At 50.9% G+C, this 25,453-nt stretch carries 20 protein-coding genes and 2 pseudogenes; 7 read left to right on the top strand and 15 right to left on the bottom strand.

The genetic code is table 11. The features are described from left to right. The first annotated feature begins 211 nt into the window (after positions 1–211). Positions 212–793: a LysE family translocator gene (locus Q0393_RS05880; protein ID WP_298978628.1), complete on the top strand. Its 582-nt coding sequence runs from the start codon at positions 212–214 to the stop codon at positions 791–793. 464 nt (positions 794–1,257) lie between these two features. Here the strand turns inward: Q0393_RS05880 and sodB are convergent, their stop codons facing one another. Continuing rightward, positions 1,258–1,881 (bottom strand): superoxide dismutase [Fe], encoded by a 624-nt coding sequence (gene sodB, locus Q0393_RS05875; protein WP_298978626.1) that lies wholly within the window; start codon positions 1,879–1,881, stop codon positions 1,258–1,260. A 534-nt stretch (positions 1,882–2,415) separates the two neighbouring features. Between sodB and ribH the strand changes: the two genes are divergently transcribed. The 5 genes and pseudogenes from ribH (at position 2,416) to Q0393_RS05850 (ending at position 6,913) form a co-directional block, all read left to right on the top strand. After that, entirely contained in the window at positions 2,416–2,886 is a 471-nt protein-coding gene (gene ribH, locus Q0393_RS05870; RefSeq protein ID WP_295152917.1) for a 6,7-dimethyl-8-ribityllumazine synthase, read from the top strand. Between the two features lies 1 nt (position 2,887). Then, positions 2,888–3,262 (top strand): annotated as a pseudogene (nusB, locus tag Q0393_RS05865) (transcription antitermination factor NusB); the annotation flags it as partial. Between the two features lie 650 nt (positions 3,263–3,912). Beyond that, entirely contained in the window at positions 3,913–4,599 is a 687-nt protein-coding gene (gene pyrF, locus Q0393_RS05860) for an orotidine-5'-phosphate decarboxylase (RefSeq protein ID WP_367179174.1), read from the top strand. Positions 4,600–5,223: 624 nt separating this feature from the next. Continuing rightward, positions 5,224–5,476 (top strand): annotated as a pseudogene (locus Q0393_RS05855) (helix-hairpin-helix domain-containing protein). A 579-nt stretch (positions 5,477–6,055) separates the two neighbouring features. Then, positions 6,056–6,913 carry a DUF3108 domain-containing protein gene (locus Q0393_RS05850; RefSeq protein WP_298978624.1) on the top strand — a complete coding sequence of 286 codons (858 nt, stop codon included), beginning with the start codon at positions 6,056–6,058 and terminating at the stop codon, positions 6,911–6,913. Between the two features lie 740 nt (positions 6,914–7,653). Here Q0393_RS05850 and Q0393_RS05845 read toward each other — a convergent pair. From Q0393_RS05845 to thiH, 3 genes are read right to left on the bottom strand one after another with little or no spacing between them, the layout of a single operon-like run. Further along, entirely contained in the window at positions 7,654–9,048 is a 1,395-nt protein-coding gene (locus Q0393_RS05845) for a thiamine phosphate synthase (RefSeq protein WP_298978623.1), read from the bottom strand. Between the two features lie 12 nt (positions 9,049–9,060). Further along, on the bottom strand, positions 9,061–9,645 hold the full coding sequence (locus tag Q0393_RS05840) for a hypothetical protein (protein WP_298978621.1): 585 nt from the start codon (positions 9,643–9,645) through the stop codon (positions 9,061–9,063). Further along, entirely contained in the window at positions 9,638–10,771 is a 1,134-nt protein-coding gene (thiH, locus tag Q0393_RS05835) for a 2-iminoacetate synthase ThiH (RefSeq protein ID WP_298978619.1), read from the bottom strand. Before thiH ends, Q0393_RS05840 begins: the two co-directional genes overlap by 8 nt. Positions 10,772–10,990: 219 nt before the next feature. Here thiH and Q0393_RS05830 point away from each other — a divergent pair, with 219 nt between their 5' ends. Next, positions 10,991–11,608, top strand: coding sequence for a tetratricopeptide repeat protein (locus Q0393_RS05830; protein WP_298978617.1), 618 nt, complete (start codon positions 10,991–10,993; stop codon positions 11,606–11,608). 295 nt (positions 11,609–11,903) lie between these two features. Here the strand turns inward: Q0393_RS05830 and Q0393_RS05825 are convergent, their stop codons facing one another. The 11 genes from Q0393_RS05825 to thiC all read right to left on the bottom strand — a co-directional run bounded on the left by Q0393_RS05825 (position 11,904) and on the right by thiC (position 25,446). Then, complete coding sequence (locus Q0393_RS05825; protein WP_298978615.1) at positions 11,904–12,665, bottom strand: thiazole synthase; 762 nt, start codon at positions 12,663–12,665, stop codon at positions 11,904–11,906. A 537-nt stretch (positions 12,666–13,202) separates the two neighbouring features. Next, entirely contained in the window at positions 13,203–13,997 is a 795-nt protein-coding gene (gene thiF, locus Q0393_RS05820) for a sulfur carrier protein ThiS adenylyltransferase ThiF (protein ID WP_298978612.1), read from the bottom strand. Between the two features lie 916 nt (positions 13,998–14,913). Further along, positions 14,914–15,117, bottom strand: coding sequence for a sulfur carrier protein ThiS (gene thiS / locus Q0393_RS05815; RefSeq protein ID WP_177388158.1), 204 nt, complete (start codon positions 15,115–15,117; stop codon positions 14,914–14,916). After that, positions 15,110–16,702: an ABC-F family ATP-binding cassette domain-containing protein gene (locus Q0393_RS05810; protein ID WP_298978610.1), complete on the bottom strand. Its 1,593-nt coding sequence runs from the start codon at positions 16,700–16,702 to the stop codon at positions 15,110–15,112. The genes thiS and Q0393_RS05810 overlap by 8 nt, the downstream gene beginning before the upstream one ends. A gap of 209 nt (positions 16,703–16,911) precedes the next feature. Further along, positions 16,912–18,039 (bottom strand): cation diffusion facilitator family transporter, encoded by a 1,128-nt coding sequence (locus tag Q0393_RS05805; protein WP_298978609.1) that lies wholly within the window; start codon positions 18,037–18,039, stop codon positions 16,912–16,914. Positions 18,040–18,057: 18 nt separating this feature from the next. After that, positions 18,058–18,444 (bottom strand): hypothetical protein, encoded by a 387-nt coding sequence (locus tag Q0393_RS05800; RefSeq protein WP_298978607.1) that lies wholly within the window; start codon positions 18,442–18,444, stop codon positions 18,058–18,060. Positions 18,445–18,803: 359 nt separating this feature from the next. After that, complete coding sequence (locus Q0393_RS05795; protein WP_298978605.1) at positions 18,804–20,000, bottom strand: tetrahydrodipicolinate N-succinyltransferase N-terminal domain-containing protein; 1,197 nt, start codon at positions 19,998–20,000, stop codon at positions 18,804–18,806. A 14-nt stretch (positions 20,001–20,014) separates the two neighbouring features. Beyond that, positions 20,015–21,043: a hypothetical protein gene (locus Q0393_RS05790; protein WP_298978602.1), complete on the bottom strand. Its 1,029-nt coding sequence runs from the start codon at positions 21,041–21,043 to the stop codon at positions 20,015–20,017. Between the two features lie 27 nt (positions 21,044–21,070). Further along, positions 21,071–22,096, bottom strand: coding sequence for a hypothetical protein (locus tag Q0393_RS05785; protein WP_298978600.1), 1,026 nt, complete (start codon positions 22,094–22,096; stop codon positions 21,071–21,073). 951 nt (positions 22,097–23,047) lie between these two features. Next, on the bottom strand, positions 23,048–24,142 hold the full coding sequence (locus tag Q0393_RS05780) for an Mrp/NBP35 family ATP-binding protein (protein ID WP_298978599.1): 1,095 nt from the start codon (positions 24,140–24,142) through the stop codon (positions 23,048–23,050). Beyond that, positions 24,139–25,446: a phosphomethylpyrimidine synthase ThiC gene (gene thiC / locus Q0393_RS05775; RefSeq protein ID WP_298978598.1), complete on the bottom strand. Its 1,308-nt coding sequence runs from the start codon at positions 25,444–25,446 to the stop codon at positions 24,139–24,141. Before thiC ends, Q0393_RS05780 begins: the two co-directional genes overlap by 4 nt. Positions 25,447–25,453 lie beyond the last annotated feature (7 nt).

Here is a 25,453-nt window from a genome sequence, read left to right as displayed (position 1 = left end):
GTTAGGTGGGGTTTGGGGCGGAAAGGGGAGCGACCTCGCAATTCAAGCCCCCTTCCCGCCCCAAGAAAAGTTTGGGTGCGGCGCGGCGGAATTTTAAAATTTTATTCGCCTCAGCGCAGCGCGTTAAATTTTAGAAATTTAAAATCTATCGCAGCGGCGCCGTATCGCGAGAGATAAAATTTAAAATTTAGCCGCAATTTAGGGGTTTGCAATGCTTCTGTTTTTCTTTACGATCTTTCCGATATCGCTGATGCCGGGCATCAACATGACCTACGCGCTAAATCTCGGCATCGCGCGCGGCTATCTTAGGGCACTGCCCGCGTTGCTCGCGCAGGTGCTGGGCGTCGCGGCTGTGGCGCTTGCATGCATATTCGGCGTCGCGGGCATTCTGTTTGCGCACCCTGCGGCGCTTAGCGCGATTAAAATTTTAGGCGGCGCGTATATCTTCTATCTGGGCGTCGCGACCTTTTTAGCGCGCGGAAATTTTAAGCTGCAAAAACAAAAGCGCAGCGAAAATATCTTCCTCCAAGGCCTTGTAGTTGCGGTTTCAAACCCTAAGGCGTGGATATTTTTTACCGCGCTCTTTCCTCCATTTTTGGACGCGGATAATCTTTTCGGCGCGCGCACTTTCGCTCTCGTGGCGATCTTATGCGCCAGCGAAAGTATCTGTCTTAGCATCTATGCGCTGGGCGGAGCGGTGCTAAAAAATCTGTTAAAAACCCATCTGAAATACCTCGAAATTTTCTGCTCGGTGCTGATGTGCGCGATCGGACTATGGATGATTTTAGGCTAAATTTTGATTGGGCTTGGCGCCCGAGTTTTGATGAAATTTTAAATTTAAAAGATAGATTGAAAAGTGGTATTGCTGCGGCTAAATTCCGAGACAAATCCCGAAATTTAGCCGCTAGCTTTGAATTAAAATTTTAAGCGATCGGTGGCATGCAGCAAGCGCGGCGGCGATTATCGTCCAGGGTCGCTTGCGGTGCGTCTAAGCGATTTGCGGGCGGCGTTCACGTCCTACGCAGCAAATCTGCGTCTGCAGCGAACCCACAGCGAACCTACGGGCGCTCAAGAGATTTCAGCTTTGTGTACTACGCGAGCCGTATCCGCTCTACTCGGATTATGCGTTTAAACGGATTCTAGCTCTGCGGGTAGCACCGCTTCCGTTTGTGCGTGCCCGCGCAATTTAAAATTTACGCAAGCGAAGCGCGACGGACCCAGATTTTTGTATCGCCGCGTCCGCTTAAATTTTAAAATTTAATCTCTGCCGTGAAGCTCGTCGATGTAGAATTTCACCGAGCCGAGACCCTCTTTTTTAGCCCATTCGTAGGCGCTTGAGACGAACTCCCAGTTGATGCCCGCGTAGAATTTTTCCAGATATTTCGGGCGCGCATTGTGCTCATCGATGTAATACGCGTGCTCCCAAACGTCCACGACTAGAAGCGGCACGAGCCCTTCGGTCACCGGCGTGGCGGCGTTTTGGGTCGCTTTGATGCAAAGCTTGCCCGATTTGGGATCGTAAGCGAGCCACACCCAGCCCGAGCCGAAATGCGCCGTAGCAGCAGCCAAAAACTCGCTTTTAAAATCCGCGAAATTTTCCGCTAGCGCCGATTTTAGCTCCGCAGACGGCTCGCTAGGCTTTGCGATGCAATCCCAGTAAAAATCGTGGTTGTAAACCTGCGCTGCGTTGTTGAAAAGCCCGCCGCTAGCAGCCGTTACGATCTCGTAAAGCCCCTTGCCCGCAAACTCGCCCGATTCGGTAAGTTTATTTAAATTTGCCACATAGGTCGCATGGTGCTTGCCGTGGTGATAATCACAGGTTTCTTTGCTTACGACCGCGTTGTGCGCCGCATCGAACGGCAACTCTCTAAGTTTAAACATCTTTCTCTCCTTGAAATAAATTTTGAAGCGATTATAGCCTAAAATTTCTAAATGATTAATAAAATTTATTATTTAGGATTAATTTTAAGACGAATTTCAATCTAAACCATCGCAATTGCGCTTTAAATTTAAAATTTAGGCGGTTTGTTAACGCCAAACTTCGCTTTAATCCTCATCGGAGCGCTTTTTATGTGCGACCAGGCGTAGAGCTCAAACTCGCTGGTGGGGCTGTTTGCAAAAGGCGACAGATTCGCGCACTAATGAGTCCTCGCGGCGCTTTTGGCGATACATTTCGCTCTCTCGCTTGGATTTTTATCCTTTGCGATACGGCAGATGCCGCTTCGCCTATGTGATATACACAGACATCGGCACGATCGGCGCCGTGATGCTGGGCATATTCGTTCGCTGCGAGAAATTTCTGGCGCGCAAAGCGCTGTTATTTCTCATAATTTAAAGCGCCGTGATGCTGAAATTAATTTAGAATTTTGGCGATTTTAGCTAAGCTTAGCGCTAAATTTAACGCAAAGGAAAATCATGAAAATCATCGAAGGCTCGCTTGCTCTTAAGGGTAGCGAAAAAATTCTAATCATCAACGCCCGCTTCAACCACATCATCACCGATCGCCTAGTCGAGGGGGCGCACGATGCGTTTTTGCGCCACGGCGGCAAGGAGGAAAATTTAAGCCTGATGCTGGTGCCTGGCGCTTTTGAGATCCCGCTTGCGCTTGAAAAGGCGCTAAGCTCCAAGCTCTACGACGCCGTCGTCTGCCTAGGCGCGGTGATCCGCGGCTCTACTCCGCATTTTGACTACGTAAGCGCCGAAGTAAGCAAAGGTATCGCAAACACTATGCTAAAATACGGCGCACCCGTGACTTTCGGCGTGCTGACTACCGATAATATCGAGCAAGCGATCGAGCGAGCAGGCTCAAAGGCCGGCAACAAGGGCTTTGAAGCAATGAGCGGTGCGATCGAGCTTCTAAGCCTATTTCGCAACATAAAGGCGTAAAATGGCCACCAGACACCAAGCCAGGCTCGCTGCGATCTCGCTGCTTTACTCCCGTGATATGAACGGCGGCGGCGAGGACTTTGCGGACGAGTATCTGGAAGAAAAGCGCATTCGCAACGAGCAGCGCAACTGGACGCTGGCGCTTCTGCGCGGCGCTAGCGAAAATCTCGCCGCAGTCGATGCGCTGATAGACGAAAATTTAAAGGAATTTAAGCTCGCCGAAATTTCGGCTCTGGAGCGCGCGATACTGCGGCTCGGGGCGTATGAGCTGCGCTTTACGGACACCGACGCGGGCATCGTCATCAACGAAGCGATCAACTCCGCCAAGGAGCTTGGCATCTCGCCAAGATTTATAAACGGCGTGCTGGATGCGCTAAAAGATAGCCCCGTAAACATCGCGGTAGATAAAATTTCCAAGCCGACTGCGACGGCAAGTGAAAATCTCGAGACAACCACGGAGGCAGTCAAAAATTTTAAGCCTGCTACGGAGAAAAACTCCGCCGTTTCGGACAGCAACGATACGGCAAAAAATTTCATCCCCGCAGGCGCGGACGGCACGCCGAAAAATTTTACTAAGACAAAGAGGGACGGCACGCCGAAAAATTCTACGATAAGAAGAAGCAGACCGTCTAAAAAGCCCGCTAATTTGAAAACTCGCAGCGCGTCCGCAAAAAAATCCGAATCCACCGCGAGCAAAAAATTTAAAACGGAGAAAAATTTTAAGGCCGGAGATAAATTTAAGACGGAGAAAACTGGCAAAAATTTCAAAGCTGGCGAGCGAAGTAAAAATTTTAAGGCAAGCGAACGAGGCAAAGACGCCGCGCCGAAAAAAGAGGGTGCTGATAGAAATTTCAAAGTCGGCAAAAACGCGGTACCAAAGAAAGGCACTGCGGGTAAAAATACTGCGCCGAAAAGTAGCGCGGGGCGCAAAATCTCTACCGCGCCGAAAAAATCTGCCGGCGGCAGAGGCACCATCTCAAAAAGACCTGCGGGCAGCAAAGGCGCGGTACGCGGCAAGGATAAGCGGTGAAGCTCTGCGTCGCGCTTGATATGAGCTCGAAGCAGCAGTGTTTGCAGCTGGCGAGCGAGCTTGCGGGTTTGGCCGATAAAATTTGGCTAAAAGTGGGCTTGCGAGCCTATTTGCGCGACGGAGCGGGCTTTGTGGAGGAGCTAAAAAAGCTTGGAAATTTTAAAATTTTCCTCGATTTAAAGCTTTATGATATCCCAAACACGATGGCTGACGCCGCCGAGGAGATCGCTAAAATCGGCGTAGATATGATAAACGTGCACGCAAGCAGCGGCAAGCGCGCGATGGCTACCGTAATGGAGCGGCTGGACAAACTCGGTTCGCGTCCGCTAGTGCTTGCAGTTTCGGCGCTAACGAGCTTCGATCAGGCGGAATTTAGCGCGGTTTACGAGCAAAATTTAAACGACGCCGTGCGCAAATTTGGCGTGATGAGCTACGAAGCGGGGCTTGACGGCATGGTCTGCTCGGCGTTCGAGAGCCGCCTGATAAAGGACGCAACGAGCGCAAATTTTATCACGCTTTGCCCGGGCGTGAGGCCTTTTGGCGAGAGTGCGGCAGATCAAAAGCGAGTAGCGGATCTGGGCGTCGCGCGCGAGGCGGGGGCTGATTTTATAGTAGTCGGTAGGCCGATCTATCAAAGCGCCGATCCGCGCGAAATTTGCGAGCGAATTTTGGGGCAAATTTAGTGCCAAAACTTACATAAAATTTGACGCAAAATAATTTTAAGCATGGTTTCCGCGCGAAAGAAATTTTAATCAAAATGCGTACAAAGGCGGCTCGGATGACGTCGAAGCGTCGTCGTCATCTTTTTTACAAAATCCGTTGGGGTTTGAAACGTAGGAACTTTGCCGATAGCCGCCGTATGGTTAGCATGTAAAATTTGCTCTGTTGGAGTTTGAAACTCGCGGTAAAGTATAGCGCTTTCGACTACAACCGGTTCAAATTTACCCGTTGGAGTTTGAAACAAATGCATCAGATTTTTGCATTTGACGCAAGGCGGAAGCGTAAATTTACTCCGTTTGGGATTAAAAACGTTTAAGCTTTGCCGCGCCCAAGCTTCCCTGCTAGCTTGCGGATAAAATTTCCGACAATGAGCGCAGACGGACGTCTTAGCACTAAAAAGCGGCGCATATAAGCGCAGCGGCGGCCCGGCGGCGAGGTAAAATTTTAAAAATTTTCGAACCGCGTGGATAAAATTTTAAAATTTGCCTCACACGAGTGAGATTTTGAAATTTCGCACTCTCAAGGGGTTTTAAAATTTTATCCAAATGGCGAGTCTGGCGAAATCTAAATAAAGATTGGAGTAAAATTTGAGTAAAGGCGCGAGCGATTTTAAGAAAATCCCCTATGTCGGCGAGGCGACGGAGACGGATCTGCTGGCACTGCTTACGAGGATATCGCTTCGCTAAAGGGCGCGGATCCTTACGAGACGATGAACGCACAAAGGCGCTTGGGCGCGGCAGCGACAGGTGCATCCTCTACGTTTACCGCATGGTTTGCTACTATGCAAATACTCCGCACCCAGACAAAGCCAAGCTGAAATGGTGGCTTTGGAAGGATTAAATTTTCAAATTTGACCCGCGCGAGCCGTTTGAATTTGAGCGGATTTGCTAGCGATCGACGTGCTGTATTTGCGGCACACAACGGCGCCTCACGGAAGTGCAAGCTAGCAAGCGCAACGAACGGCGTAAATTTTAAGCGCGAGTTCTACGAACACAATGCGATAAAGCGACGCAAAGGGCGTAAATTTTACGGGCGCGGCATAGCAGCTAGTGCAAAGTACAAATATAGCCGCGATAGTAAATTTTGATTTTATTTACAGGCACGCTTTGCGATGAAGCAGCCTGCACGAAATATAAAATCGCTCCGATTTCTGGCAAGCGCGCGCCAAGCCGTATACGCGCCATAAATATAAAAGCGGCGACAGTCGGTGTCTTTAGGCACACGGCGCGGCCTTTCACGACGGTGAGCGGTGGCGGCTGATATTTAATAATCACGCTATGGAGAAAATGAAATAGACGGCGCGAGTTTTGCTTTTTAGGGTAAATTTTACAAACGCAGTGTAGATTACCGCGTGAACTTTACGGGCGGCGCGTAAGAACGTAAATTTAATGGGGGCCGCAAAGCGAAAGGACGATAGGGATGAAATTTTTTGCTACTTTGATTTTATGCGCGAGCGCGGTCTTGGGCGAGACGATCAGCGCGAAATATGAGATTTCGTTCGGCGTTTTCGGCGCGGTCGGCAGCGCAAATACGCGGCTCGTGCGGCAGGGCGATCGCTACGAGATCGTCATGGACGCCGTTGCGCAGGGCGTCGCGGGCAGCCTAAGCGGGCAAAGGCGCGAGAGCTTCCGCTCAAAGGGGCGCATCGTGGCGGGGCTTTTGATGCCCGATCTCTACGTCCACGAGGTCTCGCGCAAAAAGGGCAAAACGACGAAAAACGAGCGCAAAACCTACGCCTTCGACTACGCGCGCAAAACGATAAAATTTCAAAAGTTCAAGGGCACGGGCGGCGAGCTGCAGCTCGTAAGCGATGAAATTTTGCCCTACTTCGCGACGAACGACTTGCTGAGTTTGTTTTTCAATTTCTCTAAAATCCCGCACTCGGGCGATAAATTTTTCGTCCGAGCCGCGGGCGCAAAAGGCGCCGACGGAAGGATCGACATCGAAAGGCCGCGCGGAAGCGCCGCCGCAAATATCGCGAGCGAGCTCGGCGTCGCGCCGCCTAGCGATGCGGATACCAACTCCAGCGCAGCGGCAAGCGCAAGCTCTAGCGGAGCAGATACGAAAACCGGCACAACGGACGTAAATTTTAAAGGGCGCGGCGCGGGCGCAGATAAGCAGGCTGCGGCGATTTACGTGGTTTTCATCAACCAGCCGATATTCTCGAGCAGCCGAGGCGAGCTGCACCTAAGCCTAAACGAGCGCGGTTACGCCAATCGCGCCGTTTTGAAGGACGTGCTGCTCTTCGGCGACATCCGCGCGCGGCTCGTGGAATGAAATTTGCGCCGCCGAGTTTTAAAATTTAGGCGCGGCACGAAATTTTAATTTGCGGCTCCGCGCGAGCTTCGGCGGAACAAAATTTCGGCGCGCTAGAAGCTTGAAACACGCCGCGCAACTCTGCTGCGCAAATTCCTTATGCGGCTCTTGGCAAGTGCAAAATTTCATCGCGGCGACAGGCCTTAAAGATACAGCGCGCTGTATCTTTGAACGGCGCTGCCATAAGATGAGCGTGAATTTTAAACGCGGCTGCGCGAGCCTTTGAATACAAAATTTACATCGCTCGCCATATACTCTACAGATCAAGCGCGCCTAGAATTTTAAAATTTTACACCGCGCGGATAGATACGATACTCTGCGTGCCGTCGACAAAAATGCACTACCTAAATAAATTTCATCCGCTCAAGCGGCACGATCTGTTTTGGGGCGCCCGATAAGACGCAACGAGTAAATTTAAAGAATTTAGCGCGAAAAACTCGGCTCGCAATTAAATTTTATCCGCACAGCTAAGTCCAAAAATGCGCGCCGCCTGAGTCGCGCCCGCATACGAGCCGCCAAACTCGAAAGTCAAACGAAGCCGCCGCCGTATTCGCCCAAAGAAGCCGTTGTGCGTTCAAATATTAAAACGAGCTGTCCATCCAAATCAAGCAAAGCCGCTGCAATTCGAACAACCCGCTCCCGAATACTCTAAAATATCGCGCACTCGCGCCAGAATAAAGCCGCTTCGAGTTTTAAATTTATTAAATTTTGCCGCCGCCAGCGGCCTGATAGAGCCTTTGAAATTCCGCTATGAAGCTAGTAGCGTCCCGCGCCGTCATCGCCGAGCTCATGACGGCGATCCTATCGGCTCCCGCGCGTAGGACGGAGGCAAAATTGTGCGGCGTGATGCCGCCCAGCGCGTAGATCTCGCCGTCGTAAAACCCACGCACGGCGCGGATCAAATTTAGCCCCCTCGGCGCGAGCCCCGCCTTGCAATCGGTCGCGAAGATGTGGCTTAGGCAGATCGCACTCGCGCCCAGCTCCAGCGCCTCGCGCGCCTCCGCCTCGCTGTGGCAGGAAGCGATCAGTTTTTTGAAATTTGCGCGCAAAAACTCCGCCCCTCGCGCCGCACTAAAGCTCCGCAAAACCCCGAGCGGCAGCCATAAATTTCTCGCGCGCGCGCGCAACGCAAAATCTGCAAAATTATGCACAAAGATCGTAGGCAGGCGCCTTGCACTCTCTGCGCTCTGCGCGCCCTCCGCGCTCTGCGAGTTTTCCGCTTCTTTCACGCTCCGTGAATTTTCTACGCCCTCTATACTTTCCGAGCTTTCCGTGTACTGCGCACTCTGCGAGTTCCACGCATTTTTTGCACTATGCACATCATTCGCATTTTCTGTACTTTGCGCACCCTGCATACTTTCCGCATTTACTATGCTCTGTGCGATCTCTGCCGCGAGTTTTGTTTCGCATACGGCGCCGCGAAGCGAAATTTCGCCTGGCGTGCTATCATTCGCGCAGTTTGCAGCGCTGGTAAAATTTTCAGACAAAATTTCATCTAAAACACGAGCGGAATTTTTAGGCCAAATCTCATCCGTAGCGGCGTGCTTGCGAGCTGTATCCGCGCAAAGCTCGCTATTGCCGCCGCTCAAATCGAGCTTTTTTAATAAAATTTTGTCCTCGTTGCACTCGTAGAGTGAAATTTTATCCGCGTAGGCCGCGCTAGCGTCCAATCCGCCTACGAGGGCTTGGACGGCGCAGGCTCGATCGTCGTAAATTTTATGCGGAATCGCACGCGCGCAAACTTCCTCTGCGAAAATTCCGTCCGAGCGAGCCGTACCCGTGCCAAACCCCTCTTCGTGCGCTTCTGCCGCATCAAATTTGGCGGCGCGGATTTTATTTGGCAAAATTTCATGCGGGCAAGCTCGATCCGCGTCAAAGCTGAGCCGGTCTGCGCGATCGTAGAACTCGCAAGCGCGCAGTATATTCTCAAATAGCGCCGCATAGGCCGCTTCGTCTAAATCCTTTTCGCGCACGACGATCTCGCCTACGCCTGCCGCAGCAAAATCCGCTATGCGCGCAAGCAGCGCCGCCTCGCCGCCGCAGAGCGCGCGATTTGTGATGATCGTAATGCGCGAAGCAAGCTCTAAATCTAGCATCCGCCCGCTCCTTTAGGCCCAATATCCGTGCGCCGCGCTCAAATTTAAAATTTTACCTGCGATACTAGGGATTAAAATTTTACTTGCTAGGGCGAGCGCCGAAATCCCCATCGTCACGCCATATTTCAAAATTTCGCCCGCCGAAACAAGGACTGAAATTTCCGCCGCAGCGCTAAGGCTCAAAGCATTCGCCCAGCTTCTCGATTTTAGCAACCTCGCGTTGCCGCCGCATAGGAACCCGAAGCTCGCACCGTTTTTAAATTTAAAATTTAAGCCGCCCGCGGGCTCGGAATTTGCGCTGCCCTTAAATTTTAAATCCGCGTATGTGTTCCTAGGTCTTAAATTTACGCACGCATTTTGTATCTCAAAATTTCCCGCGCGAGCTGACACGACATGGAAAATTTTATCATCTGCCATAGCGCCAGAAATTTTATCACGACATGCGGTGCTGCAAAATTTCGCGTCGTATTTTACGCTACAAATTTTACTTCTGCGCCGAGTAGAGCTAAATCTACCCTCGAGCCCGACGCTGAAAATCTCGCGTCTAACGCCGCAAATTTCATCCGCGCACGCGGCGAAATTTCGCGCCTCACACATAGATATACTCGCTCATCAGCGGCTGCAGCCCGCCTGCGCGGATCGCCTCGCAAACCTCGCTTACGCTGCGCGCGTCGCTGATCTCGAACTGCTCGTCGCCCCTCTGCTCGCTGTGTCCGCCGATACCCACGCTCACGCCCGCCGAAATTTTGCTCGCCGCGATCCTGATCGCATTGTCGCGGAAGCCCGCTCTCTCGCGCGTGGAGATCGTGATCTGCGCACTTGGCAGCAGCAGCCGATACGCGCACATCACCTGCAGCAGCTCGCGCTCGCCGACGTCTTTCGGGTTTATTTTGTCGTTGTTGATGATCGGGCGCAGGCGCGGTACCGAAAAGGAGATCTCGGCGCGCGGGTACTTGCGCTGAAGCAGCCATGCGTGCACGCCCGTCGCAAAGGCATCGCGGCGGAAGTCCCCGAGCCCCAAAAGTGCCGCAAAGCCCACGCCGCGCATTCCGCCTCTGATCGCGCGCTCTTGGGCTGCGAAGCGATACGCAAAAACGCGCTTATTGCCCGCAAGATGCAGCTGCGCGTAGCGCGCGGGATCGTAGGTTTCTTGAAAAACGGTGACGAAATCGACGCCGCAAGCATGCAAATAGGCGTAATCGGCAGAGTTTAGCGGATAAATTTCGACGCCGATTACCTTAAAATACTGCCGAGCGAGCTCGCAGGCGCGCCCGATGTAGCGTACGGGGCTGTTTTTCTCGCTCTCGCCCGTGAGGATTAAAATTTCTTCTAGTCCGCTCGCCGCGATCGCTTCAAACTCCGCCTTTAGCTGCGCTTCATCGAGCCTTGCGCGCACGATTTTGTTTTTGCAGTTAAAGCCGCAGTAAACGCACAGATTGTCGCAGTAGTTTGAGATGTAAATCGGCGTAAAAACGGCGATATTGCTGCCAAAATGCGCGGCTTTTTCGCGCGCTGTGGCTTGCGCGATCTGCTCCAAATGCTCGCCTGCGCGCACGCTTAGTAGAGCGGCAAAATCGCGCAGACTTCTATTTTTCGCGCTGATCGCCCTTTGCACGTCAGCCTCGCTCGCCTCCTCGCAAAAGCCCTCGCGCAGAGCGAGCGTGCTCTGCATTATCTCGCTTCCGATATCCTCCATGCCCGCTAGATAGCCGGTTTTGTTCATCTTTAAAATTTTCCTTTTAAATTTTCATTTAAATTCCACGCGGCACGTTTTTGCGTGTAAATTTACGCGCCGCAAAGTTTCTTTTCGTTTGGTTTAGAAGCGCATTTTAGCAGGATTTCGGTAAAAAATTTTAAAACGGAGCGCCCCGTTCGCATTTTAAATTTTAGTGATTATTAAAAGACGAAAGAATATACTTTCGTAAAATTTTAAGGAGAAGCGATGAAAAAAATCATTTTAGGTTTAGCCCTGTTGGGCTCTTTGGCTTTTGGCGAAACGCAATTTCAATCGCTAAGAAAACAATATGAGCAAAATTGCGAAGCGGGTGATTTTGAGGCTTGCAGTTACACCGGTGCTCTTTATAAAGATCCGACTGAATTTGGCAGAAACGCATCCGATAGGGACTATAAAAAGACGCTCTATTTTTACAAAAAAGCTTGCGATGGAAATGTTTATGAGGCTTGCTCGGATTTGGGAGCAATGTATTTTAGCGGCAAAGGAGTAAAAAAAGATTATAAAAAGGCTGTCGAGCTATTCGATAAAGCTTGCAATGGCGGACTTGCGAACGGCTGCAACAATTTAGGTCATATGTATGCGCATGGCAAAGGGGTAAAAAGAGATATGACACGGACTATGGAATATACCGGAAGAGCTTGCGATGCGGGGAGCTGGGTAGCGTTCGGGAATTTTGCTTCAGGTCTTCAAGCCGACGGCGACAGAGCAAGAGCGGCGCAATACTATCAAAAAGCCTGCAAAATGGGCAAAAAGGACTCGCCGTCATTAGACCATGAAAAAGACTATTTACGGAAATACTGCGACAAATACGACATACTAAAATAGCCCGCTGATCGATCCAGCTTCTCTTAATCGGGCTACTTTCAGCCCGATTAAATTTTAAAATTTCATCGCCGAGCTTGCCGCGCATTGTACCGCTACCAAATTACTTTTCGCCGCAGTGCTTTAAGACGCCTAGCGAAGTGCGGAATTTACGTCGTTCGGCATAGGGCTTAACAAAGCGCGCTGGGATTTAACTCACATGGCGCAAAAACCTTGTGCGATATGTATGGCTCAAAAATGCAAATTCCGCGCAAAAAAACACGGCTCGCGCAATCAAACGCGCTTAAAATTTTAACCGCTACCTCAAAAATCCCGTTAGCGGCGAGCTTGCGCTGGCCGTTTTGCAAACGGCGCCGAGCCCCGCCAGATAGGCATCGCGCCCCGCCTGCACGCCGAGCGCAAACGCCCGCGCCATCAACGCCAGATCCCCGCTCGTGGCGATCGCCGTATTTACCATCACCGCAGCGCAGCCCATCTGCATCGCCTCGCAGGCCTCGCTAGGCGCGCCGAGCCCCGCATCTACGATGATCGGCACGTCGATTTCGCTGAGCAAAATTTCGATCATTCCGCGCATCATCAACCCGCGATTGGAGCCGATCGGTGCTGCAAGCGGCATCACGGCGGCGGCTCCTGCGCTTACCAGATCGCGCGCGACGCACAGATCGGCGTGCATGTAGGCAAGCGGCACGAAACCCTCGCGTGCCAGGGCCTCGCAGGCCTTGATCGTCTCGGCGTTGTCTGGCAGAAGGTATTTGCTGTCGCCTATGATCTCGATCTTTACGAAGTCGCCGCAGCCCAGCTCACGCGCGAGCCGTGCGATCCGCAGCGCCTCCTCGGCGTTTCGCGCGCCGCTGGTATTCGGCAGCAGCGTGACGCCGCGAGGGATGAAATCCAAGATATTGCGGCTCTTGCTTTCGTTCACGCGGCGCAGCGCAAGCGTGACGATCTCGCAGCCCGCATGCCGCACGCAGGCGTCGATCATCGCGTGATCGAACTTACCAGAGCCCATTATCAGGCGCGAGCTAAACTCCCTGCCGCCTAAGATCAGTTTATCGTCCATTCTATCCTCTTTAGTTTAAATTTCGTTTTCACATACGGCGCAAATAGCGCAATATCAGTGCTTGCGCGGTGCATTATACACGGCGCGAAATTGCGGCACAGATTGCGCGCCTTGCTTCTATCTGTCGCTTTACACGCTGCACGACGCTGCGCCCGAGCTTTAAAATTTCTCGTCAAAATTTTACGCCACGACATAAAATTTTAAAATTTCAAGCGCAGACTGCGGCTCGCTTCGCTGCGCGGAATTTTAAATCCTATGTTCAAAAGTAGCTCGCTCGCGCCGAATAAATTTTAAAATTCTACTTGCCCGCTAGCTAGGCACGGCAAAGGGTTTAAATTTCGTCGTTTAAATTTAGATCTCGCGACTAAATTTACGCGGCGCGAGTAAATTTCACGCCGCTTTTAAACGCGCCGTATGCCGCCGAAACGCTCGCCGCTTCTCAAAAATAATAGTGCAAAGCCCGATTTAAGTGGCACGCATAAAAACGCGTAAAACGCGTAAATTTAGAAATGCAGGCGCACAATGATAAGCGCCAAGCTAGCCCTCCTCACCCAAAATCAGCCTAAGCGCGACGTTTGCCTGATGTGCGGCGCAGATCGCCACGCGTGGCGCAAGCAACCCCACGCCTTGAGCTGCGGCGCTTTTGCGGTCGCCGCAGACGAAGACGTTTTTGCCGAGCCGCGTCGTGCGAATCTCGTTGGCGCCGCCGCTGCCCGCCATGCCGCTAGCGCAAATCAAAAAGCGATCCGTGCCGCCGAGCGCGTCGAAAAGCATCGCCTTCGCCGCCGCGTCGTCGAAGCACTCGCAAATTATACGCTCGTTTTTTAAAATTTCGACTACGTTCTGCGCGGTAAGTCGCTCGTTTAAGGTTCGCACGCGCACGAACGGGTTTATGCGCGCGATTTTTTCGCGCAAAGCGGCCGTTTTGGGCTTATAAAGATCGCCGATCTCATACTGCTGGCGGTTCAGGTTGGTCGGCTCGACGACGTCGAAGTCAATCAAAAAGAGCTCGCCCACGCCCGCGCGCGCAAGTAGGATCGCGACGTTTGAGCCGAGCCCGCCGAGCCCGCAGATCGCCACGCGCGAGCCTTGCAGCGCCTCGTTTACGGCAGGGGCGTTGCGAGCAAGCATCAGCTCGAGAAGCTCCTGTGGCGCCAGCTTCGCGCCGCGCGCGAGCAAAAAGAGCTCATCGCCCGCCTTCAACTCGCAGTTTTGCGTGCTCGCATAGCCGTTTATCACGACGATCTCGCCGCTAAATTTAACCTCGCGCTTCAGCCCCTCGAGATCGCTCGCGCCCGTTTCGTAAGCTTTGCCGTTTAATTTTATCTGCATTTTGATCCTAAATTTTATCTTTTTGCGCGCCCGAGTCTCGCCGCGCTCAAATTCCAATCCCGCGCCTCTTTTGCGTCGCGCAAAGCCGCAAATTTTAACGATTTTACGAGCTGTAGCGCGCATTGCTTGCTTCGCACCATGGCGATTTATCCTAAGGCGAATTTGCGCGGTCTTGATGGCCGAAGCTCGACCCGCCGCCATGATTGAGCCAAATTAACCAACGCGCCCGCACTCGGGCTCAACGCCAGTACGCTTTAGCTCGCGCCTCGCAAAGAGCGATGATCAATCGCGCGCAAATCCCGAAGCAAGCTCGATCGATAAAATTTTGACGCCGTATCGTGCGCTTTGTTTTGAGCAGCCTTAAGCTTTTTAAATTTATCGCACCGCGTAAATTTCATCGGCGCAAGCCGCTTGTTTTACCACGCGCCGCACAACCAAGTCGCATTCCCGCTCTTTTTTATGTCGCAGTATCGTAACGCGGCATATCGATATATCTCCGAATCAATCCGTTAATTTTACGCACTGCGGCGTGCCGCCGAACGCGAAATTTTATGTTTAATACAAATAGATCACGCGGCACATACCGTGTTTATGAGCTAATTTAGCGCGCTCGCTGGCAAAATTTGCGCGTCGGGTGCCGTTACTGAGCGCGACGCAGCGAAATTTTAAACCGTACGCTCAAACTTTACAATACCGATACGAAATTTTAAAACTCCTGCGTTCGGCCGCCGCGACTCAATTCGCTTATAAAATTTAAAAGCTCGCCGCAGGCGCCAGGCTACCGCGGCTTCCTTATAAATTTAAAAACCCAAGTACCGCTTATGTCTACCCGTCGCCGTACCGCTTAAAATTTAGCGGCCTTCGCGCAGATTTAAACCTAGGCTGCCGTAATTTAACATAACCCGAAGCTCCGACCTCAGCCGCCGCCTACGAATTCGACGATTTCATATTTTTTGCCGCTTGAGATCTGTGTGCGTTCCCACGCCTCTTTTTTTAAAATTTCGCCGTCGCGCTCGAGCGCCACTAGGCGCAGATCGTGTCCGCGCCGGCGCAAAAACTCGCTCACGCTCATATCCTGCGCCAGTTGCAGCGGCTCGCCGTTTACGCAGATCTCAATCATCGCTCGCTCCCAAGCTCTCGCGATACTCCTCATAAGTGCCCCTAAAATCGACGATTTCGCCGTCTCCTTTGAGATGCAAAATTCTATTTGCAAACGCGTCGATGAGCTCGCGGTCGTGGCTCACGCAGATCGCGCAGCCCGCGAAGTTATACAGCGCCTCGCCAAGCGCGATGATCGCCTCGAGATCAAGGTGGTTGTTGGGCTCATCGAGCACCAGCAGGTTCGGGCGTTGCAGCATTAGCTTGCTTAGCATCACGCGGTGTTTCTCGCCGCCGCTTAGGCTGCCCACGCTTTTCTCCTGCTCCGCGCCGCTAAAAAGCATACGTCCAAGGCATTTGCGAATTTCATCCAGATCCCTATTCTGCGGACTCTGCAAATATTCGTAGAGCTTGAGCTCGCCTGAAATTTTATTATTCGTATCCTGCGCGAAATACCCGGGCTCGATAGTGGCGCCCATGTGAACCTTGCCGCGCTGCGGCGCGAGCTCGCCCATGATGATCTTGCAAAGCGTGCTTTTACCCACGCCGTTTCGCCCGATGATGCCGATCTTATCGCCGTGAGTGAGCTTGAGATTGAAATTTTTTAAAATTTCAATCTCGCCGAAGCTCATATCTACGCCGCTTAGCTCTAAAATTTCATTACCGATCTCACGCGCGGGCTTAAATAAAATACTAGGTTCCCTACGCGAAGAGGTTGCAAGCTCGCTAAGATCGAGTTTGTCGAGCTGTTTTTGACGGCTCGTGGCCTGCTTAGCCTTGCTTGCGTTGGCGCTGAAGCGAGCGATAAATTTTTCAAGCTCCGCCTTTTCTTTGAGCTTTTTCTCGCGCTCGAACTGCGCCTGTTTGGCTATGAGATTGGATGCGATGAACCAGTCATCGTAATTGCCGCTAAATTCGCGCACCCTCCTAAAATCCACGTCGAGGATGTCCGTGCAGACGCGGTTTAAAAAGTGGCGGTCGTGGCTGATGACTACGAGCGTGCCCGCGTGGCGATTTAGCTCAAACTCGAGCCACGAAATGGCGTCGATATCGAGATTGTTCGTAGGCTCGTCCAAAAACAGCGCGTCGGGGCGCGGGAAGAGCACCTGCGCGAGAAGGACCTTAAATTTATCGCTCGTCTCGATCTCGCTCATCTTTTTATCAAAGTCGTTCAGCCCCAGCGAGCTTAAAATTTTCTCAATCCGCGTTTCGTACTCGTAGGCGGGATCCTCCTCGGCGCAGATCATCTCAAGCTCGCCTAGGCGCTCGTTTATCTCGTCGTTAAACTTGCCCGCTTCGTAAAGCTGCGTCTTTTCGCGCACGGCGTCATAGAGGCGCTTGTTGCCGTAAAGCACGGCATCTTTGACGCTGAAGCTTTCGAAGGCGAATTGATCCTGCCCCAAAACGCCGATTTTAAGCCCACTTTGTATTAAAATTTCGCCGCTGCTTGCTTCGATCTGCCCGCTTAAAATTTTAAGTAGCGTCGATTTGCCCGCGCCGTTTGCGCCGATGAGACCGTAGCGCCTGCCCTTATCGAGGCTTAAATTTACGTTTTCAAAAAGTAGCTGTTTGCCAAAGCGCATCGTTAGATCTTTGATTTCAACCATATTTTTCCTTTTAAATTTCTCTTTGCGTTGCCTTACGTGCGGGCTTCTGCCAGGTTTTGCACCCAAATTTCATCTCGCGGTTTATTGCGGCTTTTGCGCCGCGCCGAACCGCGATAAATTTCTCCTATTGTAGCTTAAAATTCTGAAATTTCGCCGAAGAGGCGCGAGCCGGCGCGATTAAATTTAAACCGCTAGAGCAATTTAAAATTTTAACCGCTGTAATCGCTATCGCGAGTGATGATGAGCGTGTAGTTCGGATACGCCGCGCGCACCTGCTTGCAGACCGCGCGAAACGTCGCCTCCATATCGGGCGCTGCGAAATCGACGATGACGTCGAAGCTGATCGAGCGCTTTTCCTCGTCGAGATAAAACCCATGTATCTGCGAGACGAACTCATGCGAAAACGCCATCTGCTTGATATGCTCGTAGATCTCGGCGGCGCGCGGATCGTTCCTGTTAAACGCGTAAATTCCTACGGTGTCTAGGATGATATTAAATTTCGCAAAAACGGCATTTTGTATGCGGCGCGTAAGAGCGTCGATCTGCGCTGCGGTCGTGTCCTCTGCGACTTCGATATGGATGCTGCCGACCATTTTATCGGGTCCGTAGTCATGAAACATCAGATCGTATGCGCCGATGACGCCCTCAAAGCCCCGCACGACGTCGTAAATTTCATTCGTAAGCTCCAAGCTCGGACGCGAACCCAAAAGCTTACTGATCGTATCGCGCAGAATTTCATACGCCGTTTTGATCAAAAGCGCCGAAATTATCGCGCCCAGATACGCTTCCAAGCTCAGCCCAAAAATAAGCGAAATCAAAGCCGCTACGAGGGTGGCTAGCGATACGAGCGCGTCGTATTTGGCGTCCACGCCGCTTGCGATGAGCGAGTCAGAATTTACGCACTCGCCCGTCTTTTGCGTATAAAGCCCTAGGCTAAATTTCGCCGCGACCGCTACGGCGATGATAGCGAGCGAAACCGCATTATAATTCGCCGCTTGCGGATGGATGATCTTTTTGATCGATTCTACTAGCGAGACGCCGCCGGTGTAGAGGATGATGACGGCGATTACGATCGCGCTTAGATACTCGATCCTGCCGTGCCCGAAGGGGTGCGCGCGATCGGGTTGCTTGCTAGCAAGATGCACGCCCACGATCGTAATGACGGACGAAAGCGCGTCGCTTAGGTTATTTACGGCATCAAGCACGATCGCGATCGAGCCCGAAATCAGCCCCACGACGCCCTTAAATGCCGCTAAAATTACATTTGAAACGATACCGATCGCACCGGTGCGAATGATGATTTTATCTCTGCTATACGCCGCTTGAGGCACTTCCATTATCTCTCCTTTGAAATTTTACTCTAAGCCGCAATCGCTGCGCGTGTAGGTCAGATCGGCGATTTTTTCGCCGCTTTGCAGAAATTCTCGTACGCCTATGCGCTTTAGACCGCCCGCTTTCATCATCGCGCAGACGTCCTTTTGCCTGTTGGCGCGCAAAATGCTTTCAAAATTTTGCTTGATTTTGGGATCTACTTTGTCCCAAATTTCATTTTTTAGAATCGTGGGAATTACAAATTTATCGCCCTCGCATGTAGCCGCGCTCAACTCTATATTTTTAGTCGCGGGGTGACTGTGCCCATTTACGGCGTCCGCCAAAGCCTTGCAGCGCTCGGCATCGGCATCTCCCGCAAGCGCCGCGCTGCAGATAAATACGCCAAACAGGGCGAGTATAAATTTTTTCATTTTAACCTCCTAATTTTATTTGAAATCTATCATATTAAAATTTTAAATTCAATCTATTTTTAAAATTTAAGAACCCTCTGCGCGGCAAAAATCCGCTAGCCGCCAAAATTCCTTGCGTTAAATTAGTGGCATAAATTCCGCAAATCACCGCTAGAAATTTTCTAAATCGCGGCAAAAATTCTTTAAATTCCGCGCAAAATTCTATGAACGGAAATTTCGCGGCGGATCGCATATACTCGCTCAAAGCGGCGTGCGGCGAGATCGTCCGTATCTTTTTCGAACTCGCCGTTTAAGTTATAGATTTAACGCAGCTTAAAAAAGCTCCAGCCAATCCGCGCTCGCCGTTTAAATTTATAAATTTAATGCAGTTCCGCGTTGAGTTTGATCGCGCGCTTGCTAACGCTTGCCGTAATCTGCCCGCTTTGGCTGTTTTGTCGGAAGTGCAGGCCGCTAAGCCCGGCAAGCTCAAGCCCTTTATAAATTTCGCGATCGAACGCAAAGCCTGGATTTAGCGCTGCTAGCGCCTCGCGATCCTTTTGCGCGATGAAAACCTTCGTGCCCTCAAGTACCGCGATGCCGGCATCCACGATGCAGCGGTCGCCTAGCGGAATGCCTGTGACGGAGTTTGCACCCAGCAAGCAGTGCCTGCCGATACTCACAGCATTGCCGTTGGTGCCGCTTAGCACGCCCAAAATCGACGCGCCGCCGCCTATATCGCTGCCCTCGCCCACGACGACCGAGCTGCTGACGCGCCCCTCGATCATAACGCTGCCGGTCGTGCCTGCGTTGAAATTCACATACGCAGCACCCGGCATCACGGTCGTACCCGCGGCGATATGCGCACCCAAACGCACTTTCGCGTCATCTAAAATCCGCACATTTTGCGGCGGTGCGACGTGGCTTAAGTAGCGCGGAAATTTATCGACGCTGATTATGCGTGGATAGCGACCTTGCATTTTTAAAGAAATTTCGTTTTCACGCAGCCACCAAAGCTCAATCGGACGGGCGTTTTCGTCCCATGCGACGTTCGGAAGTATGCTAAATGCGCCGTCTAGATTGAGAGTGCGCGGCTCGCAGAGATTTAGCGAAAGCGCATAAAGCTTGAGATAGACGCTCTCGACGCTTTTCGACGCGGCATCCTCAAAGATAAAACTAGCGCAAAAGCTCGCGTGCTCGTCCGATTTCATCGCCTCTTTAACCGCAAGCAGCACCTGCAGATTTTTGTGCGCGCCCTCTTTGGCGTCTGGCTGTAGAAATTTTAAAGCCTCGATCGCCTTTTTTAGGGCTTTGTGCGTTAGCGGAAGGACGCACTCGCTACCGCTAAAATCCATGACCTCACCGCATTCGGTTAGAGCATGGATTAGCACTGCTGCGCTTGTTAGCCCGTCTTTAAAATTTACGTGCGCATAATTCACGCTTAGGCTTTTATGCTCCTCCGCGCGCCCCTTAAATACACGCCCGACCGCCCACATCATCGGATCGCGATAGCCTTTGGCTGCTCGCACGCCCTGTATAAGCTCATTCAACTCCTCTATCGTTTTAAATTCTTTAGACATTCTTACTCCTAAAATTAATTAAAAATATCGTTTATTTTACCGCCTTTTAGGCACTTTTCACGATCGATTTCGATTTGTTTTTTGAGCTCGGCGTCCTTGGCAAACACGCTTTCATCCACCAAAGTACTCGGCAAATTTATCATAATCGCGTCGTGAGAGCCGCTAAAACCGCTTAAATTTTGTCCAAAATCTTTTTTAATGAGCTCGTTTTTGCTACTTATATCTCCGCCATCGCAGTGAAAGTCCGATCCGCCGCCAACACAATCGCATCTTATTTTGGTATTATCATCGTATACACGATTCACCAAATAAACGTTTTCTTTCAAATTTATACTGCTTATCGGATTAAAAACGAGTACGGCTAGAATTTTATTATTATGCGGATTTGACACCTCCCAGCGTACGGCACGATATGAACTTAGCATCACTACAAGCGGCTTTTTCGATTTTTCTAGCGCGACGACTACTTTATTATCATTCACATCACTTTCGTAAATGGCAGCTAGCCATATATCGAAATTTTGACCTTTTAGCTTAGCAGCTACCTCGCTTTGTTTATAAAAATTTGGCTCATCCTTAAAATCCACCAAAAGGCTAGTGGTATGCCAATTGTTGGCGAACCAAACCTCGATCTTGTGGTGCCCTTTACTAAATTTATGTACGACGGCTTTGTTTCTAGCATTTTCGGAGTCGTATATCTGCTCGCCGTCTATCGCAATACGTAAATTCGCCCAACTAAAATCCGCCAAAATCATCTGTTGCACATCCTGCTTGAAGTCGAAATTCCCGACCCAATAGGCGATAAATTTTTCGGAAGGTATTTTGTGGAACTTGTCGTAAGCGAAATTTAAATTTATATTTTCGACCGTTTCAGAGAAAACGACGGTTTTAGGATCGTCTTTATTTAGGTAAAAAGCCAAAAACTTATCCGCCGGGATCTGCTTGCCCGCCGTGATCTCACTCGCCCATTTTTGTGTGTCGTTAGCGTTTGCACAAGCAAGAAATACGCAAAAAGCCAGTAAAAATACTCTTAAAATTTTCATTTTTTCCTCTAAATTTTAAATTTCATCCTACCTAAACACATCATCCATCGGTGTGCTTTCGCATTTCTTGCGGTCCGCTTCCACCGAGAGTAGGCGAGCTTTGCTTTCGTCTAAAATTTTTGGAGTGATAACAAGCCCCGGCAGATCTAAGGAATTTACGGCGTGCTTGCCGGCAAACGCCCCCAGGCCTCTGCCAAATATCCCGTTTACGCGCCCGTTCATATCATAAATCTCGCTTCCGTCGCAGTGAAAGACATTGCCCGATATGCACTCGCATTTAAGCCCATCCGCAGCCTCTGTGTATCTGTAGTCCTCGACGTAAAGCGCACCGCTTACACCACGGACGCTACTTATGGGGTTGTAAATTAACACGGCTAGAATTTCATTCTTTTGCGGATTTGAGATCTCCCACTCCACGGCGCGATATGAGCTAAGCAGCAGCACGATGGGCTTATCGGATTTGGCTAAATTTAGCTTGACGCGATTATTCATCTGCGCGCTTTCGTAGATCGCGCCCAGCCAGAGATCGTAGTCCTTATCCGCAGGGATCTTAGCTACGGCGTCCTTTTGACGATAAAAGGGCTCTACATCTTTAAAATCCACGAAAAGCTCGCTGGAATGCGCGTCATTTAAAAACCACGCTTCGATCTTGTGCTTGCCCTTGCCAAATTTATACGTAAGCGGGCGCTTTTGATTGCTAGATGTCCCACCTAGCACGTCCGTGCCGTCCACGGCGATTACCAGCGTGGACCAGCCGTAATCTCCTAGCACCATTTTTTCGATATCGGCGTCAAAATTAAACTCGCCGACCCAATACGCCATAAGATTTGGAGATGGAATTTCATGGAAGGAATTTCCCTCGTAATTGACGCTGATGCGATCGACGTTTTCAGAGAAAACCACTTTCTTAGGCTCATCTTTATTCAGATAAAACGCCAAAAACTTATCCTGCGGGATCTGCGCGTCCGCGGTAATCTCTTTCGCCCATTTTTGCATATTGCTCTCTTGCGCGAACGCCGCAAATGCAAGCACCAAAATAATCAAAAACCTCATTACCGACCTTTCTTATTTCGTATAAAAGTAAAATCCCTAAACCTAAAAGCCCTAGGCTTAGGGATTTTGCCGCCTTGGCTCCACAGCTTATACGAATAAAATTCCAACTGCTTAAATTTCAGCTGCGCGAGAAATTCACTTCCGCAATCACTACAGATAAAATTCCATCCCAAATAAACTCTACAGAGGCTTTCGCAGATAAACTCCACCGCCATAAGGCCCGGCGAAATAAAATTTAAACTAGCGCAATGCTACGGCTATCACTAAAAGCTAGACGCGATAAAATTTCAAGCCAGAAATTCATCGCTAAAGCCCCATCTTAAAATTTTAAAACAAAGTTTTAGCGATAAATTTTGCATTTTGAAATTCTACGGCAAAGCTTTATGCTTAAAATTTTACATTTAAAACTCCAAGGCAGAATTCTACGGCAAATTTTACCTCGCTGAATTGCGCGTTTGGAATTTAATTTGCGCCGTTAAATTCTGCGCTTAGAATTTTATCTGAACCCTCAAACAACGAAGCTTGGGTAAAATTGTAGCTCGAAATTTCGTCTGCCCAAATTTTGTGAGCGCTATAAATTTGCTCAAAATCAAAGTGAAATTTAAAGCTCTAAAATTTAGTATAAAAACTCGCGCTACGGAACTCTACACGAAATTCTATACACAAAAATTTTACTGGCGCCATAAAATTTCGCGACAAAATCGCAGCGAAATTTTAACGCAGAATTTCGAGCTACAAAATTCGGCTCGAAATTCCAAGCCACAAAACCCGCGTTAAATTTTACCCACTAAATTTACGGGCAAAATTCTATGGCGAATTTGCATACCGAAATTTTGCGAGCATTATAAAATTTGCAGCGAAATTAGGCGTGAAATTTCAAACTATGAAATTCCGCGTTGAATTTCAATCTGCAAAATTCAAGAGAAATTCGACGCCGCGCCCGTCAATGCCCTAATTCGAGCAGGCGCTCTTGCCATCCATCACCGGCTGGATCGCGGAGTTGCCCGCCAGCTCCTCGCGATCGATCTTCTCGATCTTTTCCCACAGCTTGCGCGCGGCATCTTCGTAGCGCTTTGCGCTTAAAGAATCTGGCGCGTAGAAGCTTACCGGCTTGCCGCTGTCGCCGCCCTCGCGGATAGCGATCTCGATCGGGATCTCGCCGATTACTTCGGTGTTGTATCGCTGCGCCAGCTTTTGCGCGCCGCCGCGACCGAAGATATCGTACTCCTTGCCGTTATCGGGGCAGATGAAGCCGCTCATATTCTCGATAAGGCCTGCGATCGGGATATGGAGCTTTTCGAACATATCAAGCCCGCGCGCGCTGTCGTCCAGCGCGACCGTCTGCGGCGTCGTGACGCACACGCCCGCCGTCACCGGCACGCTCTGCGCTAAGGTAAGCTGCGCGTCGCCCGTACCCGGAGGCATATCCAAAAACAGCACGTCCAGATCGCTCCACGCCACGTCTTTTAGCAGTTGCTCGATCGCCTTCATTATCATCGAGCCGCGCCAGATGAGGCTCGCGCCCTCCTCCATCAGCACGCCCATGCTCATCATCTCCACGCCGTGGCTTAAGATCGGCTTTAGTTTCTGCCCCACGACGCTTGCTTGCGTCTTATCCTCTCCTAGCATTCGCGGCAAATTCGGCCCGTATATATCGGCATCTAAAATCCCTACTCTCTTGCCGAGCTTTGCCGTGCTGATGGCTAAATTTAGCGTCGTCGTGCTCTTGCCTACGCCGCCCTTGCCGCTGCTGATCATCACGAAATGCTTGATCTGCGGCGCGATATTTTTGCCACTGCGAGAGTTGCTCTTTTCCTCGGCGATCTTGGGCTGTTTGATTAAAATTTCTACGTCCGCGCCGAGCGCCTTTTGCACCGCCGATCTGAGCTCTGCGGCGATTTCAGGCTTGGCGCTTGGAATTTCGATCCCTACGAAAATTCTATCGCCGATCTCGACCTCTTTTACAAATCCAAAATCCACGATGCTTTTAGAAAAGCCCGGATAGATCACGCTTTTAAGCAAATTTAAGACTTCGTCTTTACTCATTCTTTCTCCTTATTTTCGGTTAAATTTCTACTGATTTTATATGCGCAAAATTTCGGCCCGCACATCGAGCAAAACTCCGCGCCCTTGTAAATTTCATCGCCCAGGCTCTCATCATGCAGCTCGCGCGCATGATCTGGATCGAAGCTAAGCTCAAACTGCCTGTTCCAATCAAAACCATACCGCGCATCGCTCATCGCGTGATCGCGCTCTATCGCGCCTGCTTTGCCTAGCGCGACGTCTGCGGCGTGAGCGGCGATTTTATGCGCGATGATACCCTCTCTGACGTCTTTTGCATTGGGAAGCCCCAGATGCTCCTTCGGCGTTACGTAGCAGAGCATGCTAGCGCCGCAATACGCAGCCATCGTCCCGCCGATAGCCGAGCTGATATGATCATAGCCCGCGCCGATGTCGGTCGGAAGCGGCCCCAGCACGTAAAACGGCGCGTCGCGGCAGATCTTGCGCTCTAGCTGCATATTAAGCTCGATCTCGTTAAACGGGATATGCCCCGGCCCCTCGATCATCACCTGCACGTTTTTTTCATTCGCGCGCAGGGCTAGCTCGCCTAAAATTTCAAGCTCGCTAAGCTGCGCTTTATCGGTCGCGTCGTATAAGCAACCGGGGCGCAAGCCGTCGCCCAGAGATAGCGATACGTCGTAGGCGGCGCAGATATCGCAAATTTCATCAAACGCTTCGTAGAAGGGGTTTTGCTTATGAAATTTCATCATCCACGACGCTATCAGCGAGCCACCTCTGCTTACGATACCCATTTTGCGACGGGACAGCAGCGGCATAAACTCGAGCTTAAAGCCCGCGTGGATCGTGAAATAATCCACTCCTTGCCGAGCCTGCTTCTCGATCGTGCTAAGAATAGCGCTCGTTTTTAAATTTTTAATATCGCCCAGCTCATGGATCATCTGATAGATCGGCACCGTGCCTATGGGTACGGGCGAGCGCTCGATTATCGCGGCGCGGATCTCGTCCAAATCGCCTCCCGTGCTTAGATCCATCACTGTATCGGCGCCGTACTTTAAGCAGACTTCAAGCTTTTCCAGCTCGCCCTCGATATCGCTCGTCGTGCCTGAAGAGCCGATGTTTGCGTTGATCTTGCACCGCAGCGCGCGTCCGATACCGACGGGTTTTAAGCTTTTGTGATTAACGTTTGCGGGGATGATCGCTCTTCCTTGCGCGATAAGATCACACAAGACCCGCACGTCCATGCGCTCGCTTTGCGCGACCTCTCTCATCTGCGGCGTCGGCTCACCTTTTTTTGCAAAATAGATCTGCGTTACGCAGCTTTCGGTCATTTTCGCC

The sequence above is a fragment of the uncultured Campylobacter sp. genome, assembly GCF_938015785.1.
In the GTDB taxonomy this organism is placed as follows: Bacteria; Campylobacterota; Campylobacteria; order Campylobacterales; family Campylobacteraceae; genus Campylobacter_B.
This window is presented reverse-complemented; position numbering and strand designations above follow the sequence as displayed.